Below are 18,964 nucleotides of genomic sequence, written 5' to 3' on the forward strand. Positions count from 1 at the left end.
GAGTGCCCCAGTCTTATGCGCAGGACACTCTCTGAATACATCATGATACATCGGTAAACAACCCGATATATTTTATCATAAAACCTTGCGGAAAGCGAACAAAAGGAGAGCTTTTTGCTCTCCTTTTATTTCTCATTTTTTGAGGAAATGTATTTTTCTTTTGCTTTATTATGCTCTTTTAGCGTTTTTGTAAATACGACCTCACCATTTGATTTGGCCAAGAAATACAGATAGTCCGTTTTATCCGGATGCAGCGCCGCTTCCCATGATGACATGCCGGCATTGGCAATCGGCCCTGGCGTCAGCCCTGTGTTTTTATACGTATTGTATGGTGAATCGATTTCCAGATCCTTATAAAGAACCCGATCTTTATGCTTGCCTGCCGCGTACAGGACGGTCGGATCTGTTTGGAGCGGCATTTTCTTTTTCAGGCGGTTATAAAAGACGCTCGCAATTTTATGGCGGTCGGCTTTTTCAGTCGCTTCTTCTTCTATCAAAGAAGCCATTGTCAGCAGCTTATGCACAGAAAGTTTGTTTTTCTTCATTTCTGATTTATATGTTTCCACATAAGAATTTGTCTGCTTAATCATTGCCTTGATAATGTCTTCAAGTGATGTGTCCGGATCGTTAAAAGGGTATGTAGCCGGGAATAGGTACCCTTCAAGCGGGTGCTTAATGTTTTTATTGAAAACATCATTTGTCACAGTGTCCGGGAATTCTTTCTTCAGCTGATTGATAAATGTTTCATCGTCCAGCTTCGCTATGACTTGTTTTTTAGAGTATTTTGTTTCATCCGCAATAGCAGCCGCGATTTGGGTCAGCTGTGCTCCCTCAGTCACTGTGATTTGAAAAGCGTAACCTGTAGCCCCGCTTGTCAGCTTCTGAATAATGGCATCTAAATCCATACCTTTATTCAAATGGTAGAATCCGGCCTGAAACCCGGAAGCACCTTTATATTTCACATAGTACTGAAACGCCTTCTCGCTTTTTATGACATCATTTTTCTTTAATATCGATGCGATGGCTGAAACAGACGAACCGCTCGGAATGTTAATATTAACTGTCGTTTTACTGTCTTTTTCAACAGGTTCAAGCAATGATTTCCCATATAAAAATGCCCCGCCAATGATGAGAAACAGCACAACAATGGAAGACAGTATGATTCTTTTTTTATTAAAAAACGATTTTTTTTGCTGATTGATATACATTAGGTCTCCTCCCATCAGCTCTTATACTACATGATTCATTGTATTTCGGCAATTTATTACAAAAAGAGGCCTGCATAAAGCAGAAAAAAGCCGGAGCAGTATAGCTCCGGCTTTGGTTTGGCGCGATGTTTTACTCTTCGTCTTCGTCCGCTAAGAATGTGTTTAGTGTTTCTTCGATCATATCCCATTCTTCGTCAGTTTCAATCGGGAATAGCTCACCGTTTTCACCGTCTTCGTTTGGCGTGAAGCTGGAAGCAAGAATTTCTACTTCTTCGTCATCTTTTGATTCGATTGGATAGTACAAGACATAAGACTTGCCAAACTCTTCGTTTTCAAATGTAAACAGCACTTCACAAAGCTGTTCATTTCCTTGATCGTCAACAATTGTAATATTTTTTTCGCCGTGTTCCATTTTCTTCACCTCTGGCTTTAATTTAAGCTGTCAAGATATCCTTGTAAAATCATAACAGCCGCCATTTTATCAATGACTTTTTTTCGTTTTTGCCTGCTGACGTCAGCTGCAATCAGCATTTTTTCAGCCGCCATTGTGGTAAGACGCTCGTCCCACAGCACAACAGGAACATTGTACGTTGTTTCAAGCACTTTCGCAAATGTTTGGCTGGCTTCGCCTCTCGGGCCGACTGTTCCGTTCATGTTCTTAGGAAAGCCGAGCACGATTTTATCTATAGTATAGTCCTTTATCAGTTCAGATAAACGGGATAAACCATAATCGCCTTCTGCTTCATTTATCTTTATGGTCTCAATGCCTTGAGCAGTCCAGCCCATTTCATCGCTCAGAGCTACACCGAGTGTTTTGGTTCCTAAATCGAGTCCTAATATTCTCATTCTTTATTTACGCCTCTTTATGCTGTTCTAAATAAGACTTTACCAATTCCTCGATTAATTCGTCTCTTTCAAGTTTGCGAATTAAATTGCGAGCGTCACGATGCCTAGGAATATAAGCGGGATCACCTGACAGCAAGTATCCGACAATCTGGTTGATTGGATTGTAGCCCTTTTCCTGAAGCGCGTCATACACTGTAATCAGCACCTCATTTACGTTAGTCTCAGCAGAATCATCGGAGAAATTAAATTTCATCGTTTTATCAAACGAGCTCACCGTTTTGCACCTCTTTCCCAAATTCGCAGGCAAAGTTCAGCCTGGGGTCCTAATCTTACCATCATTCTACACTACATGGGCGAATTATAAAACGGATTTCACCCAATCTTCTACAGAAGCCAAAGCTTCTTCTAATTTTTCCGGCTGTTTGCCGCCTGCCTGCGCCATGTCCGGACGGCCTCCGCCGCCTCCGCCGCAAACTTCCGCAGCTTGTTTAACCAGCTTGCCGGCGTGAAGTCCTTTCTCAATGAGGTCCTTTGTGACTCCGGCAGAGATATTAACTTTATCGTTTTGTACCGCACCAAGCACGATCACCGCAGAGCCAAGCTTTGCTTTGAGTTCATCGACCATTGTGCGGAGATGATTCATGTCTTTTGCATTTACTTTTGCCGCAAGCACGTTTACGCCGTCAACTTCTTTTACTTTCGACAGGATTGCTCCTGCTTCCACGTTGCCTAGTTTTGCAAGAAGAGATTCATTTTCTCTTTGCGCTTCCTTCAGTTCAGCCTGCAGAGCCGCGACCCGTTTCGGCACTTCTTTGATATTTGTTTTCAGCTCGTCAGCGGTCTGCTTCAATACAGAAATCTGGCTGTTCATTTCGACGTAAGCGCCTTGTCCCGTTACAGCTTCAATCCGTCTTGTGCCTGCGCCGATTCCAGATTCAGAAACGATTTTAAACAAGCCGATTTCTGCTGTATTTCTGACATGGCAGCCGCCGCACAGCTCTAAGCTGTAATCTCCAACTTGAACGACACGGACAATATCGCCATATTTTTCGCCGAACAGTGCCATCGCACCCATTTCTTTTGCTTCAGCGATCGGTTTCAAATCAATGCTGACCGGGATGCTCGCCCAGATCTTTTCGTTTACGATTCTTTCAATTTGTTCGAGCTCTTCTTTTGTTACTTGGCCAAAGTGCGAGAAGTCAAAACGAAGACGGTTTTCCGTTACAAGAGAGCCCGCCTGATTGACATGAGTTCCAAGAACATCTTTTAGAGCCTGATGCAATAAATGCGTTGCCGTGTGGTTTTTAATGACGCCGCTTCTCATATGGTCTTCAACTTCAGCCGTAACATGCAGGCCTTTTTGAACAGTGCCGCTCTCCACAACACCTTCATGCACATGCTGGCCATTCGGCGCTTTTTGAACATCTTTAATTCTTACAACTGCCTGCTCGCTTCGGAGATAGCCTTTATCGCCAATTTGGCCGCCGCTTTCTGCATAGAACGGTGTTTCATCAAGAATGATTTGAACGCTTTCTCCTTCATGAGCCTCTTCGATTAGTTGGCCGTCCTGAAGAAGCACAATGATATTGGCATCAGCTTTGGTTTGAGAGTAGCCGACAAATGTGCTTTCATCTGTCACGTCGCGCAGTGCGCCGCCCTGCACCTGCATGCTGCCGACATCCTGGCGGGCGTTTCTTGCCCGTTCACGCTGCTGGTTCATTTCCTCCTCAAAACCCTCATGATCAACCGCCATGTTCTCGTCTTCTGCGTATTCTTCAGTCAATTCAACCGGGAATCCATACGTATCATACAGTTTAAACACATCAGCACCTGAGATAACGCTGCTGCCCTTGTCTTTTTCTTTTTTGATCATTTCTGACAGGATCGCAAGCCCTTCATTAAGGGTCTCATGGAAGCGTTCTTCCTCGGTTTTAATGACTTTTGCGATGAAATCCGCTTTCTCTTTCACTTCAGGATAGAAATCAGCCATGATTTCTGCGACAACCGGCACTAAATCAAACATGAACGGACGATGGATGTTGATCGTTTTGGCATAACGCACGGCACGGCGTAATAAGCGTCTTAATACATAGCCGCGGCCTTCATTTGACGGCAGCGCACCGTCACTGACAGCAAAGGCAACCGTTCTGATATGGTCAGCAATCACTTTAAACGCAGTGTCTTTCACATTGTCTTTGCCATATGTTTCACCAGAAATCGATTCTGTTGCTTTGATGATCGGAATAAACAAATCGGTGTCAAAGTTTGTCGGAACATTCTGGATGACAGATACCATTCTTTCAAGACCCATGCCTGTATCAATATTTTTCTTTGGAAGCGGTGTGTACGTGCCGTCAGGGTTATGGTTGAACTCTGAGAACACAAGGTTCCATACTTCCAGGTAACGGTCGTTTTCCCCGCCTGGGTAAAGCTCCGGATCTTCTGGATCATTACCGTATGCTTCACCGCGGTCGTAAAAGATTTCCGTATTCGGTCCGCTCGGCCCTTCACCGATATCCCAGAAGTTCCCTTCCAGACGGATAATTCTTTCTTCAGGAATACCGATTTTTTTCGCCCAAAACTCATATGCCTCTTCATCTTCAGGATGAACCGTAACAGAGAGAAGCTCTTTGTCGAAGCCAATCCACTTGTCGCTCGTTAAAAACTCCCAAGCCCATGTAATGGCTTCTTCTTTGAAATAATCGCCGATGGAAAAGTTTCCGAGCATTTCAAAGAAAGTGTGATGGCGCGCAGTTTTACCTACATTTTCTATATCGTTTGTTCTGATCGCTTTTTGAGCGTTTACGATTCTTGGATTTTCCGGCACGACACGGCCGTCAAAATATTTTTTCAGCGTCGCAACACCGCTGTTGATCCAAAGCAGTGAAGGATCCTCATGAGGCACTAATGACGCGCTTGGCTCTACCGCATGTCCTTTTTCTTTAAAGAAATCCAAAAACATTTGACGCACTTCCGCAGAAGTTAAGTGTTTCATTGTATTTCCTCCTCTATAAAAATCGAAATTCTCTTCAGTGACAGCAAAAAAGCCCTCCCCCTATGCAAACCAACGTTTACACAGGGACGAGAGCTGTCTCGCGGTACCACCCTGATTACGGGCATTCATGCGCCCGTCACCTTTAACCCTGTAACGCAGGATAAGCGGCAGTGATTAACTGCACTCAGGATTAGCTTCCTCCGATCTTCTGATAAAGCTCCTTTCAGCTTATGGAGCTTCTCTCTTTAACAGGGCTTCGGCGTACTCAGATCCGTCACTCGAGATTCGTATGTATTCTACGAGAAATTATAGACAAGCGGCACGCCGATGTCAATGCTCCGTCCTCATCCGCAAAAAATGGATCACCATTACTTTTAAAACAGCCGTCGCAGGAACAGCCAGAATCATCCCGACGATTCCCGCAAGCTCCCCTCCGGCAAGGAGTGCAAGCATGATAACGACCGGATGCATTTTAAGGCTTCTGCCGACAATGAACGGACTGAGGATATTTCCTTCCATAAACTGCAGAATAAACACCGTAATCACCACAACAAGAACCGCCTTCACTGAGATCGTCATCGCAATTAACAACGCAGGAACAGCTCCGATGAAAGGGCCAAAATACGGGATGACATTTGTTACTCCAGAGATAAGGCCAAGTATCAGCGGATATGGAAGCCCAAATACCCAGAACGAAATGCCTGCAATCACGCCAAGAATCAAGCAGACCAAAAGCTGGCCGCGGATATAATCGCCAAGCGAATCATCCACATCCCGCAAAAAGGCGCTGCCCCGCTTTCTCCACGACTTCGGAGTCAAGTACCATACTGTCTTTTTCATTAATTCAATGTCCTTCACCATATAAAACACGAGAAAAGGGATTGTTGCAGCAATTAAGAAGTAATCAAGCACATTGCGGATCCCGCTGATCGCACCCTCGATCGTTCCCGCAAAAAACGCCTCCGTTTGGCGGATCATTTTATCTATACGGTGATGCATACCATCAGGCCAGTCATCCGTATGGTTATGCACATGAAGAAGAAGCCCGTTATACGTTTCGGCAAACATGGGTATATTTTCTGACAAATCCGTCAGCTGCACGATTAAAACAGGCACCCCTTTATACAACGCCCAGCCAATCCCGCCAAAAAAAAGAACATAAATAACCAAGATGCTCAAAGTCCTAGGCAATCCTTTGCTATGCAGCCATTCCGTGACCGGAAGCAATAAATAAGATATAAAAATAGAAATGATCAAGGGAATAAAGATCGTTTTTATGACGAGCCAAAAGGGTGACCATAACATATCAAGCATAAAAAAGACATAGACTGTTAACAGAACCAGCAAACAAATAGCCACCCACAACAAAAGCTGCACCGGTTTTTGGAGCATCTGCTTTCACCTCACCTATATCTTTTGAGGTTTACACGGAATTATTCTTTATGTTTCTTTAGTCAGTCAGAAGTCATGGACATTTTTTCACTTTTAATTTTCAGAAAAGTTTGATCATTTACTTTTTTGGTCAAATTTTCTGATAGGAGGATTGCGATGATCACATTTCAAAATGTAAACAAGCATTACGGAGATTTTCACGTGTTAAAACAAATTAATCTTCAAATCGAAAAAGGTGAAGTCGTTGTTATCATCGGCCCATCCGGTTCCGGTAAAAGCACATTGCTCAGATGCATCAACAGACTTGAGTCGATCAATGAGGGAGTGCTTACAGTAAACGGCACCGCCATTAACGACAGAAAAACTGATATCAATCAAGTGCGGCAAAATATCGGGATGGTGTTTCAGCACTTTCATTTATATCCGCATAAAACAGTGCTGCAGAACATCATGCTGGCTCCGGTAAAAGTGCTTAGACAACCACCTGAACAAGCAAAGGAAACGGCGCGGTACTATCTTGAAAAAGTCGGCATCCCAGACAAGGCTGACGCCTATCCTTCCCAGCTTTCCGGCGGGCAGCAGCAGCGTGTTGCCATCGCAAGAGGACTGGCGATGAAGCCGGAGGTCATGCTGTTTGACGAGCCGACATCAGCACTTGATCCTGAAATGATCGGTGAGGTGCTAGATGTCATGAAAACACTCGCCAAAGAAGGCATGACAATGGTTGTCGTGACACACGAAATGGGGTTTGCCAAAGAAGTTGCCGATCGGATTGTCTTCATTGACGAAGGAAAAATTTTAGAAGAAGCAATGCCGGCTGAGTTTTACGCGAACCCAAAGGAAGAACGGGCCCGCTTATTCTTAAGCCGTATTTTAAATCATTAAAACAGAATGGGGGAGCTTGTATGAAAAAGATTTTTTCTTTAGCATTGATTTCTTTATTCGCTGTCATCTTGCTTGCCGCTTGCGGCAGCAAGGGATCAAACGGAGAAGCCTCAAAGGAGAGCAAAAAAGATACGCTAGCCGCCATTAAAGACAATGACAAAATTGTCTTCGGCGTAAAAACGGACACTCGACTGTTCGGTCTTAAAAATCCAAGCTCAGGTGAGATTGAGGGTTTTGATATTGATATTGCCAAACAAATCGCTAAAGACATTTTAGGTGATGAGAAAAAAGCTGAATTTAAAGAGGTCACCTCAAAAACAAGGATTCCTATGCTGCAAAACGGGGATATCGACGCCATTGTCGCCACAATGACGATCACTGATGAACGAAAAAAGGAAGTTGACTTTTCTGATGTCTATTTCGAGGCCGGGCAATCGCTTCTCGTGAAAAAAGGCAGCAAAATCAAGAGTGTCGAGAATCTTGGCAAAGGCTCAAAAGTTCTTGCAGTAAAAGGCTCCACCTCCTCTCAAAACATTCGTGAAAAGGTGCCTGAAGCATCTGTTTTAGAATTTGAAAACTACGCAGAAGCCTTTACAGCCCTTAAATCGGGGCAAGGCGATGCCCTCACCACAGATAATGCGATTTTATATGGAATGGCTGATGAAAATAAAAATTATCAATTAACAGGAAAGCCTTTTACAGATGAGCCTTACGGGATCGCCGTGAAAAAAGGGCAATCTGCTCTCGCGAAAGAAATCAACGCTTCACTTAAAAAGATGAAGTCGGATGGCAGATACGATGAAATTTATAAAAAATGGATCAAAGAAGACCCAGCTGAATAACAACCATCCCGGGATGAGCAGGCGATGCTCATCCCAATTTGATAAGGAGTGAATAGGCAGATGAATGTGTCAATTCTTTTCGATAACTTCGGCATGTATATGGACGGTTTTTACCATACCTTGCTTGCAAGTGTTATCGCGCTGGCCGGCAGTTTTGTCCTCGGCGTTGCTGTAGCGGTTATGAGAATAACAGTCTTTAAGCCGCTGCAATGGCTCGGGACCGCATATGTAGAATTCATCCGCAACATCCCTCTTCTTTTAATTACCTTTGTTTTCTATTTCGGACTTCCAAACGCAGGCCTGAGGCTTGACGGTTTTCAAGCGGGAACGGTTGCTCTCACCATTTATACCTCTGCGTTTATCGCTGAAGCCATCAGAGCAGGAATCCAGTCTGTTTCAAAAGGGCAGATGGAAGCGGCACGCTCGTCAGGCTTTACCTACAGCCAAGCCATGCTCCATATCATTTTGCCGCAGGCAATCAAAATCGTCATTCCGCCTTTAGGCAATCAATTTTTAAACTTAGTCAAAAACTCTTCGATTCTTGGGGTTGTGGCCGGATTGGATCTTATGTACCAAGCCGATTTAGTTTCGTCGAGCACACTCGTTGTATTTGATGTTTATATTTTTGTGGCGCTTTTTTACTTAGTGCTGACGATTCCGCTTAGCATCGGTGTTAACTATCTGGAAAAACGGCTGGAAAAAAGCTATTGATAAGGAGTGAGTTACATTGGATTTCATCGGTGCTTATTCACAGGAGCATTTAGCGTTTTTATGGGATGGCTTTCTCGTCACCTTGTACGTTGCTTTCATCTCCATCATTCTGAGCTTTTTCTTCGGTTTAATCGCAGGCACCCTGCGATATGCGAAAGTTCCCGTTCTTTCTCAATTGATTGCGGTTCTCGTTGAAACGATCAGAAACCTCCCCTTGCTGTTAATTATTTTCTTTACGTTTTTTGCCCTTCCGGAAATTGGTATTAAGCTTGAAATTACAGCTGCTGCAATTACAGCACTAACGATTTTTGAATCGGCTATGCTATCTGAAATTATCCGAAGCGGACTGAAATCAATTGACAAAGGACAAATTGAAGCGGCGCGCTCCTCCGGGCTGAGCTATACACAGACCCTGTTCTTTATCGTTATGCCGCAAGCGCTTCGCCGCATGGTTCCGCCCATCGTAAGCCAGTTTATTTCTTTATTAAAAGATACATCGCTCGCTGTTGTGATCGCCCTGCCTGAACTGATTCACAACGCGCAAATTATTAACGGCCAAAGCGCAGACGGCAGTTATTTTTTCCCGATCTTTTTACTTGCGGCCCTTATGTATTTCGCAGTCAACTACAGCCTTTCACTCGCAGCAAGACGCCTCGAGGTCCGGCAAACATAGAAAAGGATACTCTTTGGAGAGTATCCTTTTTGCATTAAAACATTTTCGTAATTCTTCTTCTCATCCGCTTCATGCTTCGATTATTCAGCATGTCAGATTGAGTCGCCATTCGGTACACGAGAGCTCCGGCTCCCATTGCCAAAAGAGAAGTCATCGTCCGATTCATCCTGCGCATCTCCTTTCATGATTAAAAATTGATGCTGCGTTCATCCTCAGAAAACAAATCATCCAAGCTGCTTAACGTTCCGTCTTCTTCCACCTGATGAGTTGCAATCTTCCCTTTCGCCACTGTCAGTTCAATAAAACAGCCCCAGCAATAATATTGGTTCACGCCGATTTTGCCGATATCCTTACTTTTGCAATTCGGGCATATAAGCATACCTCACACCTCTATCCGTTCAGAACGATCTCGTCTTTCCGCACCTCGACAAGCGAATCCGCTCTTTGGATCTGGCGCTTGCTTCCCGCCAGGTCAGAAAAGAAACCGTCCGAGAGTTCATATGCTACGATTATGCCCCTGTCCAAACAAAAGTATACATCTTCCAGCATCCCCAATATATCCCCCTCTTGCGATTTCACAAGCTTCATCTTCATCTGCTCGTATGTGAAGCATGATTTCGGAAGAGGCAAAAGCTGTTCTGAACTGACCGAAGCCAATATGCGGTCATCAAAAATGGAAGAGATATCACACGCCCGTAATAGCGCATGATGATGATGCAAAAAGCGTTTTTGTGCAAGAATAAACCCAAGACAATCTCCTTTCAGAGAAAAACAAATATCGGAAATTGTCCCGAGATAACTAGAAGTTCGTTCTGAGTATACTGGGAATCCTTCTACTTCATGGCATGTTCTCAAAGTGTGATCAACCACCTTTTGTTGAACAGGCTTAGGTTTTGCTTTGCGCCTTAGACTCATACGATGAAATCAATTCCACTGCAAATGAAAAAAAACTCCCGCTTGCACGGGAGCATTTTATTGCTGTTCTTCTTTCATAAAATCGAATGGTGTAATGCCTTCCATGCCAATGTTGGCGTCGTGTACGCTGAACGGGAGCTCTTTTTGCAAAGCTTCAAGCTCGGCATCCATTTCCTCAACCTGTACGGACAGCCTGTTTTTCAAGGAGGTCTGTCTGACAGTTGCATCATTATTTTTCACGCCCCACTCCAGCGCCTCCTCTTCCCCGCATAAAATGAGAAATTTCTTCGCTCTTGTAATCGCGGTATAAAGAAGGTTTCTTCTGAGCATTCTATAATAGCCTTTCACAATAGGCAAAACCACAATCGGAAATTCACTTCCCTGCGATTTATGAATAGAACAGCAATACGCATGGGTAAATTGATTAAAATCTTTTTTCGTAAATGTCATTTCATTGCCGTCAAAAGAAACGACGGCCATGTCTTCTTTTTCTGTATTTTCCTTTGCATAAAATATCGACGTGATTTCGCCAATATCTCCGTTGAACACATTGTTTTCCGGCTGATTGACAAGCTGCAAAATTTTATCTCCGGTTCTGTAGACAACATCCCCGAACTTCAATTCTCTCCGTTTTTCTTTAGGAGGATTTAAAATGTCCTGCAGCATCACATTCAATTCATTAATGCCGGCTTTTCCTCTGTACATCGGAGCGAGGACCTGAATGTCCTTTGCTGTATAGCCTTTTTTCAATGCATTGGCGACAACCTTCTCAACTACTTCTTTGATTTGCGACCCGCCGCAACGAATAAAGGAACGGTCCTTTGTCGGGGCAGTCAAATTGTTCGGCAGCAATCCATTTTTCATCTGGTGGGCAAGCTCGACGATTGATGACCCTTCTGCCTGGCGATAGATGTCTGTCAGTCTCACAGTCGGAATCACCTGGGATGCCAGCAGGTCTCTGAGCACTTGTCCCGGACCGACGGAAGGCAGCTGGTCTTCGTCTCCGACAATGATGATTTGTATATGATCAGGGATCGCCTTGAACAAATGATTCGCCAGCCATATATCAAGCATACTGGCTTCATCGATAATTAACAGCTTCCCTTCGATCGGCTGATCCTCTGTATGAGTAAAGCCTTCAGCGCCGTTCCAGCCAAGCAGCCTGTGTATCGTAACTGCAGGGAGTCCCGTTGATTCACTCATCCGTTTTGCTGCTCTCCCTGTCGGAGCGGCCAAAACAATCGGAAAAGCTTCATCCTTTTTATAAGCTGACGGGTCTAGTGACACACCGTGAAGCTCTCCGTAGAGCTCGACAATCCCTCTGATTACCGTCGTTTTTCCTGTTCCCGGGCCGCCTGTTAAAAGAAGCATCGGCGAGGAAAGGGCTTTTTGAATCGCTTCCTTCTGGCTGGGGGCATACTGAACGTCCATCCGTTCTTCCAGTTCTCCCAACGCGAGCAAAAACTCTGATTCGGGAAACTGGTTCTCATATTCGGTTTGGCTAGCGATATGTTTCACACGCTTTGCAACGTTTTGTTCTGCGTAAAACAGCGACGGAAAATAACAGCGGCCATCTTCAATGACAATGTCTTTATTTTCTCCAAGGGCAATAATCGCGTTAGCGGCATCCATTTCTGTGATGCGCTGTCCTTCCCTTGCTGACTGGTTTAACAGAGATTGGGTGTCAATGATCAGCTGTTCCGTTTCTATGTACGTGTGCCCCTCTGACAGACAAGTCGTTTCAAGCGTGTACAAAATAGCAGCTTTTACCCGCTCAGGATGGTTACCCGAAAGACCCATTCTGCTGCCCAGCTCATCTGCTTTCCCAAACCCGATGCCTTCTACATCCTTCACAAGCTGATAAGGATTTTCCTGAATCTTTTCAAGCGTCTCGGATTCATAGGCTTGATAGATTTTCATAGACAGCTGCGGGCCAAAACCAAACTGATTCAAGGAAATCATGATTTGCTCCAGTCCCTGATGCCGCTGCAATGCACCGGCCAGCGTGTCGGCTTTCTTTTTTGAGAGTCTGGGAACATCATAAAGCACTGAAGCGTCAGCCAATATTTTATTAATGGCGCTGTCTCCCAGCTTTTTCACAATTTCTTCAGCAGTTTTTTTGCCGATTCCCTCGAATAAATCACTCGATAAATATTGAATGATGCCTTCCTTAGTCGTTGGAATCTCCTTTTTGAAATGCTCCGCCTGAAATTGGAGCCCGAATTTTGGATGGGTTACGATCTTTCCGTAAAACGTATAGGTCTCTTCTTCTTGAAGCGCAGGGAAGTAGCCCGTCACGGATACGGCTTTATCTTCAATGGCTTCGGAGGTCTCTGTGACTTTCACTTTCAGAACCGTATATAAATTGGTGTCATTATGATAGATGACTGTGTTGACTGTCCCTTTTAAATAGGGCTCTTCCTCCAGTTTAAGCTGATCCGGATGCTGCTGCACGAGCTGTCCCTCCTCCTGTGCCTGTTATGATGGATCAATCAGTTTTTTAGCATGAAGCGCAAGCATATGATCTGGCTGGATATCGATTGCCTTGTCCAGCATTTCCAGCGCTTTTTCTCGGTTTTCTTTATAAGCATAAGCGACACCGGCATTATAAAATGCATCTGCATGCCCCGGGTCTTGCTCTGTTACAGCTGCGAATTGGCTGAGCGCTTCGTCCAGCATGCCCTCGTTGGCTAAGCACATCCCGAATTGAAAACGCGCTTCCGTATCGTTTTCATTCAGTTCGACCGCTCTTTGTAAATATGGCAGTGCAAGCTTAGGCTGTTCGAGCTTGACAAGCACCGTTCCGAGCATGTAAAACAGGTCGCCGTTTTCCATCCCCGCACGAAGCGCTTTTTCAAACATGTCTTTGGCTTCTTTGTACATTTCTTTTACAACATAGACATTTCCTGCTCCATAATAAGCAGTGGCTGCGCTATTGTCTAATTCAAGCGCTTTATCATAAAACGCAAGCGCACGTTCCAGCTCGTTTACGGATGAAAGCAGGTTGGCAAAATTGATATACGGAATCGCGTCTTCTTTATTTTCTTCAATCGCTTTTGTAAATGCCTCTGCCGCTTTCTCGTAATCGCCTTCCTGCATCGCCTCTATACCGAGTTGATTATAATCCACCGATCATCTTCCTTTCATTAAAAAACCCCAACTCAGTGTTGAGGTTTTTCATCTTTTATACGTACCACAATTTTGTTCCATCTTTGTACACATCATCAATTGTCCCGCCGCCAAGACATTCTTCGCCGTCATAGAAGACAACGGCTTGTCCCGGCGTTACAGCACGGACTTTTTCATCAAAGATGACTTCCGCTTCACCTTCGCCAGTCATGCGCACCGTTACTTTATGATCTTCTTGGCGGTAACGGAATTTAGCCGTGCAGGAAATCTCTTCGCCCTTCATGATATCCGAACGTACCCAGCTGATATTTGTTGCTGTGATTTTGTCAGAATATAAAAGCGGGTTATGGAACCCTTGATCCACGTAGAGGATGTTCTTTTCAAGATCTTTGCCTACCGCAAACCACGGCTCGCCGCTTCCGCCGATGCCAAGGCCGTGACGCTGTCCGATCGTGTAATACATCAACCCGTCGTGACGGCCTTTTACTTCACCGTCCATCGTCATCATATCGCCCGGCTGTGCAGGGAGATATTGGCTGAGAAACGTTTTGAAGTTGCGTTCGCCGATAAAGCAGATGCCTGTACTGTCTTTTTTCGTCGCCGTTGCAAGTTCTGCTTCTTTGGCGATTTCACGCACACGGCTTTTTTGAAGTTCGCCGATCGGGAACATGACTTTGCTCAGCGTATCTTCTGTCAGCTGATTCAAGAAGTACGTTTGATCCTTGTTTTCATCAATGCCGCGCAGCATTCTGACTTTTCCGCCGCTTCTGTCTACTCTTGCATAGTGGCCAGTCGCTAAATAGTCGGCGCCAAGTGACAATGCATGCTCCAAAAAGGCCTTGAATTTAATTTCTTTGTTGCACAGTACATCCGGGTTTGGTGTTCTGCCTGCTTTATATTCATCAAGGAAGTATTGAAATACCTTCTCATAATATTGCTTTTCAAAGTTTACGGCATAATACGGAATTCCGATTTGGTTGCAGACGCGGATCACATCTTCATAATCCTCTGTCGCCGTGCAAAAACCGTTTTCGTCCGTATCGTCCCAATTTTTCATAAAGATTCCGATTACATCATAGCCCTGTTCTTTTAACAGCAGGGCCGCCACAGATGAGTCTACTCCGCCGGACATGCCGACGACGACTCTTGTATCCTCCGGCCGTTTTTCCATTTCATTCACTCCAATTACTAAGCCGCCTTATTGTGTCAGCCGTTTGACAACGTCGGCCACATGTTTGGCAGCAGTTTTCACTTGCTCAGCCGTATTGCCGAGGCCGAAGCTGATTCGAATAGAGGACGTCAGCCGGTCACTCTCTTCTCCGAACATAGCAGTCAGAACATGTGACGGCAGGACTGAACCGGCCGTGCACGCTGAACCGCTGGAGACAGCGACACCCGCCATATCAAGATTAACCAGCAGCGCTTCCACTGACACACCGGGGAAATAAAGATTCAGAACATGCGGCAGACTATGCTCTTTGTCCCCGTTGATCTCGAATGCCACACCTGCATCTCTAAGCGTGTCGGCAAAGATTGCTTTAAACGATTGATACTTCTCGTTTTTTTCGTCCCGTTCTTCACTTGACAGCTTGATCGCTTCTTTCAGCCCGACAATGCCTGGAACATTTTCGGTTCCGGCACGGCGTTTTCTTTCTTGCTCTCCTCCGAATAAAAGCGGTGAAAGCTTCACATCTTTACTAGCATATAAAAAGCCTGTCCCTTTTGGCCCGTTGAGCTTGTGCCCGGAAACAGACAGAAGGTCAATATGGCTGTTTTTCACATCAATTGGCAGCAACCCGAATGCCTGAACAGCATCGGTATGAAAATAAGCTTTGTGTTCCTTTAACAGCTCACCGATTTCTTCGATCGGCTGCACTGTTCCGACTTCATTATTTCCATACATCACTGTCACAAGGATTGTATCATCACGCAGTGCTTCTTTCACCTGTTTTGCACTGACTCTTCCATTTTGGTCAACGTCCAGATACGTTATGTCAAATCCGTCTCCCTCAAGTTTTTCACATGTGTGAAGCACGGCGTGATGCTCAATTTTTGTTGTGATGATATGTCTGCCAAGATCTTTTCTTGCAAGTGCGGTTCCCATGATCGCCAAGTTATCAGCTTCCGTTCCCCCGCTTGTAAAAATGATCTCCTGCTCTGCCGCTCCGATTTCTGCTGCGATCTGCGCTCTTGCTTCATCCACCCATTTTCGAGATTCTCTGCCAAATGAATGAATACTGGAGGGATTACCGAAACTGCCGGAGAAGTGCGGTATCATTTGTTCCAGCACGCGCTCATCCATCGGAGACGTTGCGGCATGATCTAAATAAATCCGTTCCATTATGTTTACACCTCTGATCTAAATATAGAACATATAAGCTTCTTGCTCTCCGTCTGTATAGCTGGCAAGATCCTCTAATGTTGTACTGTCTAAAACCTCTTTTACAGCATCCCGGATGCGAATCCAGAGCTCACGCTTGGCAGGCTCCTCATCTTCCAGCACTTCAACAGGGCTGATCGGCCCCTCAAGCACACGGATAATATCTCCCGCAGTAATGGCATCCGGCTCACTGCCTAATACATATCCGCCATATGCGCCTCTGATGCTTTTCACTAAACCGGCATTTCTGAGCGGCGATACCAGCTGCTCCAAATAATGCTCGGACAAATTATTCGTCTGTGCGATGCTTTTTAATGAAGTCGGGCCTTCACCGTGCTTTTTTGCAAGCTCGATCATAATGGTGAGCCCGTATCTTCCCTTAGTTGATATTTTCAACATGAACACCTCTGTTATTTCATGATTTTCCACATTTATAATGGTAATTTCTATATGTTTCGTCCGTTTATTATCTTATAGACCAACTGTTATTATAACATACCTTCAGCGAATTTTCATTGAGGCAGAAGGAAAGGGGCCTTTACCCTTTTCTAATGTACGGTTTTCCGTTACCCTGTAATTAAGTAAGGAGAGATGATAGATGAAGCCATTGGCATATCGGATGCGTCCGACAAAAATAGAGGATATTATCGGCCAGCAGCATCTGGTGGCTGAAGATAAAATTATTGGCAGAATGGTCCAGGCAAAACATTTGTCATCCATGATTTTGTACGGGCCGCCCGGAATTGGAAAAACATCAATCGCAACAGCAATCGCCGGTTCAACAAGTATTGCTTTTCGAAAGCTGAATGCTGTCATTAACAATAAAAAAGATATGGAAATCGTAGCTCAGGAAGCCAAGATGTCCGGCCAAGTGATTTTGATTCTGGATGAAGTCCACAGGCTGGATAAAGGAAAACAGGATTTTCTATTACCCTATTTAGAAAACGGAATGATCATTTTGATCGGAGCAACGACGGCTAACCCGTATCATGCCATTAATCCGGCGATCAGAAGCCGGACCCAGATTTTTGAGCTTGAACCGTTAACACCTGAACTGATTAAACAGGCACTGGAACGTGCGCTCCATGATGAGCATCGGGGCCTTGGCACCTATTCTGTATCCATTGATGATCAGGCGATGGAGCATTTTGCCCACGGATGCGGAGGAGATGTCCGCTCCGCTTTAAATGCGCTTGAGCTTGCCGTGTTGTCAACGAAGGAGTCAGCAGACGGTGAAATTCACATTACATTAGAAACCGCGGAAGAATGCTTGCAGAAAAAAAGCTTTTCTCACGATAAAGATGGTGACGCGCATTATGATGTACTGTCCGCTTTTCAAAAATCAATCCGCGGCTCTGATGCCAACGCTGCTCTTCACTATTTGGCTAGATTAATTGAAGCCGGTGATCTGGAGAGCATCGCAAGACGATTGCTTGTTATCGCCTATGAGGATATCGGTTTAGCAAGCCCGCAAGCCGGCCCTAGAGTGCTGAACGCTATTCAGACCGCTGAGCGAGTCGGGTTTCCTGAAGCGCGAATCCCGCTGGCCAACGCAGTTATTGAGCTTTGCCTCTCACCGAAATCAAACTCTGCCATTCTGGCAATCGATGAGGCCCTGGCAGATATCAGAGCCGGAAAAATTGGGGATGTCCCGAAGCATTTAAAAGACGCGCATTATAAAGGAGCTCAGGAATTAGGAAGAGGAATCGACTATAAATACCCGCACAATTACGACAACGGTTGGGTCGAACAACAATACCTCCCTGATCCTCTGAAAAATAAGCAATACTATAAGCCGAAACAGACTGGAAAGTTCGAATCTGCCTTAAAGCAGGTGTACGATAAATTAATGAAAAGAAAATAAAACAAAAAAACAGCCTTGATCATCAAGGCTGTTTTTATGCATTATTTATCCTTCACACGTTTGATTTCAATGTCTTTCAAAAGATCCATGACAACATGTCCGCCCATAATCAAACCTGCAACTGACGGCACAAAAGCATTAGAGGAAGGCGGCATTTTTGCTTTACGTATTTTCGCTTCGTCATTCCCCACTTCTTTTCTGACATCTTCCCGAATAACAATCGGGCTTTCATCAGAGAAAATCACTTGAACGCCTTTTTTGATACCCTCCTTGCGTAATTTCGTACGAACGACCTTCGCAATTGGATCAGTGTGCGTTTTTGAGATATCAGCGATTTGGAAGCGTGTCGGATCCGTTTTATTTGCAGCACCCATGCTGGAGATGAGCGGAATATCCCGTTTTAGACATTCTTTCATTAAATGAATTTTATAACAAATGGTGTCTGACGCATCAATGACATAGTCAAGATCATAGTCAAAAAACTGCTCATACGTTTCCTCCGTATAGAACATTTTTAACGCGATCACTTCACACTCCGGGTTAATGTCTGCGATCCGCGCCTTCATTAAATCAACTTTCGGCTGTCCGACAGTTGAAAGCAGCGCGTGAAGCTGACGATTTACATTTGTAATGTCGACATCATCTTTGTCGACAAGCAGAATGCGGCCGACGCCTGACCGCGCGAGAGCTTCCGCCGCGAACGACCCGACTCCCCCGACTCCAAGCACAGCAACTGTGCTGTTTTTCAGCGTTTCAAGGCCTTCTTTTCCGATAGCTAATTCATTGCGTGAAAACTGGTGTAACAAGAACCTCACTCCACATTCGTATTCTGGTTTCATCTATAAAATGGCTGATCCATGAGCAGCCGTTTTTTCTGCGCACAAAAAATAAAGTCCCAATAGTGCCGTTGCAGCTTTCCTTTGTTTTGAACCCGCTCTCAGCAGGTGGGTGCCCTCTTTTAAATCTTGTAAGTCCTCTTTACCGAATGAAAAGAGGCATGTACGCCATTTAAAAATGCGGGCTCCCAAATCAAAAAAATGTTCGGTCAAAACTAGGTGTACAACTAACACATCAGGACTTTATTTAACTTGTCAAAATCATATCACAGACGATTTTGATTTTCA

General features: G+C 44.8%; 20 protein-coding genes and 1 other RNA gene. 5 read left to right on the forward strand and 16 right to left on the reverse strand.

Features of this window, described 5'->3' with window-relative positions; all coding sequences use genetic code 11:
• Positions 1-125: 125 nt before the first annotated feature.
• From mltG to NST79_RS14185, 6 genes are all read right to left on the reverse strand, one after another.
• Positions 126-1,208 carry an endolytic transglycosylase MltG gene (gene mltG, locus NST79_RS14160; RefSeq protein WP_014477501.1) on the reverse strand — a complete coding sequence of 361 codons (1,083 nt, stop codon included), beginning with the start codon at positions 1,206-1,208 and terminating at the stop codon, positions 126-128.
• Positions 1,209-1,338: 130 nt separating this feature from the next.
• Positions 1,339-1,620, reverse strand: a complete 282-nt coding sequence (locus NST79_RS14165) for a DUF1292 domain-containing protein (RefSeq protein ID WP_003246199.1) — start codon at positions 1,618-1,620, stop codon at positions 1,339-1,341.
• 17 nt (positions 1,621-1,637) lie between these two features.
• Positions 1,638-2,054, reverse strand: coding sequence for a Holliday junction resolvase RuvX (gene ruvX / locus NST79_RS14170; RefSeq protein WP_003229795.1), 417 nt, complete (start codon positions 2,052-2,054; stop codon positions 1,638-1,640).
• 7 nt (positions 2,055-2,061) lie between these two features.
• Complete coding sequence (locus tag NST79_RS14175) at positions 2,062-2,328, reverse strand: IreB family regulatory phosphoprotein (protein ID WP_003225903.1); 267 nt, start codon at positions 2,326-2,328, stop codon at positions 2,062-2,064.
• Positions 2,329-2,412: 84 nt separating this feature from the next.
• Positions 2,413-5,049 carry an alanine--tRNA ligase gene (gene alaS / locus NST79_RS14180; RefSeq protein WP_043856897.1) on the reverse strand — a complete coding sequence of 879 codons (2,637 nt, stop codon included), beginning with the start codon at positions 5,047-5,049 and terminating at the stop codon, positions 2,413-2,415.
• 330 nt (positions 5,050-5,379) lie between these two features.
• Positions 5,380-6,441 carry an AI-2E family transporter gene (locus tag NST79_RS14185; protein WP_038429392.1) on the reverse strand — a complete coding sequence of 354 codons (1,062 nt, stop codon included), beginning with the start codon at positions 6,439-6,441 and terminating at the stop codon, positions 5,380-5,382.
• A 156-nt stretch (positions 6,442-6,597) separates the two neighbouring features.
• Between NST79_RS14185 and NST79_RS14190 the strand changes: the two genes are divergently transcribed.
• From NST79_RS14190 to NST79_RS14205, 4 genes are read left to right on the forward strand one after another with little or no spacing between them, the layout of a single operon-like run.
• Positions 6,598-7,326 carry an amino acid ABC transporter ATP-binding protein gene (locus NST79_RS14190; RefSeq protein ID WP_212058936.1) on the forward strand — a complete coding sequence of 243 codons (729 nt, stop codon included), beginning with the start codon at positions 6,598-6,600 and terminating at the stop codon, positions 7,324-7,326.
• A gap of 20 nt (positions 7,327-7,346) precedes the next feature.
• The gene (gene glnH / locus NST79_RS14195) at positions 7,347-8,168 is read left to right on the forward strand and encodes a transporter substrate-binding domain-containing protein (RefSeq protein ID WP_212058938.1); all 822 of its coding nucleotides are present in this window, start codon (positions 7,347-7,349) and stop codon (positions 8,166-8,168) included.
• Between the two features lie 60 nt (positions 8,169-8,228).
• A complete protein-coding gene (locus NST79_RS14200; protein ID WP_038829647.1) occupies positions 8,229-8,879 on the forward strand; it encodes an amino acid ABC transporter permease in 651 nt (216 codons plus the stop codon).
• A 16-nt stretch (positions 8,880-8,895) separates the two neighbouring features.
• On the forward strand, positions 8,896-9,552 hold the full coding sequence (locus tag NST79_RS14205; RefSeq protein WP_003229784.1) for an amino acid ABC transporter permease: 657 nt from the start codon (positions 8,896-8,898) through the stop codon (positions 9,550-9,552).
• Positions 9,553-9,586: 34 nt separating this feature from the next.
• Here NST79_RS14205 and NST79_RS14210 read toward each other — a convergent pair whose 3' ends face one another.
• The 8 genes from NST79_RS14210 to cymR form a co-directional block, all read right to left on the reverse strand.
• On the reverse strand, positions 9,587-9,718 hold the full coding sequence (locus NST79_RS14210; RefSeq protein ID WP_003229780.1) for a YrzQ family protein: 132 nt from the start codon (positions 9,716-9,718) through the stop codon (positions 9,587-9,589).
• 21 nt (positions 9,719-9,739) lie between these two features.
• Entirely contained in the window at positions 9,740-9,931 is a 192-nt protein-coding gene (locus tag NST79_RS14215) for a hypothetical protein (RefSeq protein WP_003225893.1), read from the reverse strand.
• An 11-nt stretch (positions 9,932-9,942) separates the two neighbouring features.
• Complete coding sequence (locus NST79_RS14220; protein ID WP_010886583.1) at positions 9,943-10,467, reverse strand: PRC-barrel domain-containing protein; 525 nt, start codon at positions 10,465-10,467, stop codon at positions 9,943-9,945.
• Between the two features lie 57 nt (positions 10,468-10,524).
• Positions 10,525-12,921 carry an ATP-dependent RecD-like DNA helicase gene (locus NST79_RS14225; RefSeq protein ID WP_212058940.1) on the reverse strand — a complete coding sequence of 799 codons (2,397 nt, stop codon included), beginning with the start codon at positions 12,919-12,921 and terminating at the stop codon, positions 10,525-10,527.
• A gap of 24 nt (positions 12,922-12,945) precedes the next feature.
• Positions 12,946-13,566 (reverse strand): tetratricopeptide repeat protein, encoded by a 621-nt coding sequence (locus NST79_RS14230; protein ID WP_202926392.1) that lies wholly within the window; start codon positions 13,564-13,566, stop codon positions 12,946-12,948.
• A gap of 85 nt (positions 13,567-13,651) precedes the next feature.
• Positions 13,652-14,767 carry a tRNA 2-thiouridine(34) synthase MnmA gene (gene mnmA, locus NST79_RS14235; RefSeq protein WP_212058943.1) on the reverse strand — a complete coding sequence of 372 codons (1,116 nt, stop codon included), beginning with the start codon at positions 14,765-14,767 and terminating at the stop codon, positions 13,652-13,654.
• A gap of 27 nt (positions 14,768-14,794) precedes the next feature.
• Positions 14,795-15,937, reverse strand: a complete 1,143-nt coding sequence (locus tag NST79_RS14240; RefSeq protein WP_212058944.1) for a cysteine desulfurase family protein — start codon at positions 15,935-15,937, stop codon at positions 14,795-14,797.
• Positions 15,938-15,955: 18 nt separating this feature from the next.
• Positions 15,956-16,372, reverse strand: a complete 417-nt coding sequence (gene cymR, locus NST79_RS14245; RefSeq protein ID WP_003225879.1) for a cysteine metabolism transcriptional regulator CymR — start codon at positions 16,370-16,372, stop codon at positions 15,956-15,958.
• A 202-nt stretch (positions 16,373-16,574) separates the two neighbouring features.
• Between cymR and NST79_RS14250 the strand changes: the two genes are divergently transcribed.
• Positions 16,575-17,840 (forward strand): replication-associated recombination protein A, encoded by a 1,266-nt coding sequence (locus NST79_RS14250; protein ID WP_004398500.1) that lies wholly within the window; start codon positions 16,575-16,577, stop codon positions 17,838-17,840.
• A 41-nt stretch (positions 17,841-17,881) separates the two neighbouring features.
• Here NST79_RS14250 and NST79_RS14255 read toward each other — a convergent pair whose 3' ends face one another.
• Both NST79_RS14255 and ssrS read right to left on the reverse strand, forming a co-directional pair.
• A complete protein-coding gene (locus tag NST79_RS14255) occupies positions 17,882-18,646 on the reverse strand; it encodes a tRNA threonylcarbamoyladenosine dehydratase (protein WP_003229763.1) in 765 nt (254 codons plus the stop codon).
• An 82-nt stretch (positions 18,647-18,728) separates the two neighbouring features.
• Positions 18,729-18,921: non-coding RNA, 6S RNA (gene ssrS, locus NST79_RS14260), on the reverse strand.
• Positions 18,922-18,964: the final 43 nt, after the last annotated feature.

The sequence above is a fragment of the Bacillus sp. PS196 genome, from assembly GCF_037963555.1.
GTDB classification, from domain to species: domain Bacteria; phylum Bacillota; class Bacilli; order Bacillales; family Bacillaceae; genus Bacillus; species Bacillus subtilis.